This is a genomic window from Thiofaba sp. EF100 (genome assembly GCF_039822285.1).
Taxonomy (GTDB): domain Bacteria; phylum Pseudomonadota; class Gammaproteobacteria; order Halothiobacillales; family Halothiobacillaceae; genus Thiofaba.
In genome coordinates this window covers 1-1,224 of the sequence record NZ_JBAJEY010000011.1, presented here as the reverse complement: position 1 = coordinate 1,224, position 1,224 = coordinate 1, and the positions used below count along the sequence as shown (strand labels likewise).

1 protein-coding gene is annotated in these 1,224 nt (G+C 59.6%); it reads right to left on the bottom strand.

The genetic code is table 11. The features are described from left to right. Window positions 1–5: 5 nt before the first annotated feature. A protein-coding gene (locus V6D91_RS11665) for an IS3 family transposase (protein ID WP_347320737.1) occupies window positions 6–1,162 on the bottom strand; the annotation gives its coding sequence in 2 pieces (ribosomal slippage) (window positions 6–913 and window positions 913–1,162; 1,158 coding nt in all). Between the last annotated feature and the right edge of the window lie 62 nt (window positions 1,163–1,224).

The window sequence follows — 1,224 nt, the reverse complement described above, 5'->3', positions numbered from 1 at the left end:
GGGTTCTACCCCGTTTTCACGGACGGTTGTAAAAGGCTCAAGAATTTCTGATCCTGCTGTGCGACTCTACGCCGCATCCGAGGGTTGTGGAATCGCTCGATGTAATCAAAAACATCGGATCGGGCGGCGTCCATGGTTCGATAGATCGTCCGATTGACCCGCTCCCGTTTAAGCACTCCAAAGAAGCCCTCGCAGGCAGCATTGTCCCCACAGTGACCCACGGCGCTCATGCTGCACATCAGTGCATGCCTTGCCAGGAACCGCTGATAGTCGTCGCTGGTGAACTGGCAGCCGCGATCAGAGTGCAGGATAACTGCCCATCCCCCACGGCGTTGCCAGATGGCCATCTCCACCGCACGAATCACCATGTGGCGATCCTGCCGGTGATGCATGGACCAACCGACGACCAACTTGCTGAACAGGTCGATGACCACGCACAGGAACAGCTTCCCCTCCTGGGTGCTGATCTGCGTGATGTCGGTCACCCACTTGGTTTCCGGCTCCAGGGCGCTGAAGTCACGTTGCAGGTGATTCGCGACATGAGCAGGACGCGTGCTGGTGTGCCCCGTCCATCGGCGCCCCTTGCGCCTCGGCCAGCCATAGAGTCCATGTGCGGCCATCAAGCGCGCAATGCGGTTCAGACTGGCAGTCTCGCCTTCAGCCTGCAGGTCCTCCTGCATGCGCGGCGCACCAATCACGCCGCGGCTGTCCTCATGGATCTGCCGAATGCGGCCAAGCAGGCGAAGATTGTCGGATGCACGTGCACTTGGCTTGCGCCCGTCCCATGCGTAAAAACCGCTGGCCGATACGTTCAGGCAGCGACACATGAGTCGAACGGGGTACTCATTGCGGCAACGCCGGATCACCTCGTACCGCTGGATGATCCCTTCGCAAAGTACGTTGCCGCGTCTCTTAAAAAATCGCGCTCCTTCTTGATCAGGGCCAGCTCACGCTTGAGACGGGCAATTTCCTCATCCCTTGGGTTGCCCGAGCCCGAAAAGGCCTTGGCGCTGCCAGCTTCGGCCTCCCGGACCCACCGGGAAAGCATGTTGGGATTGATGCCGATATCGAGCGCCACCTGACGGCAACTGACGCCTGAGCGGCGGGTCAGCTCAACCGCTTCACGCTTGAACTCGGCGCTGTACTTCTTTCTCTGGGTCATAAACACTCCTCGCCCCCATTATGGGACTTCTCTGAAGTGTCCGTGCTATCGGGGTAGAACCC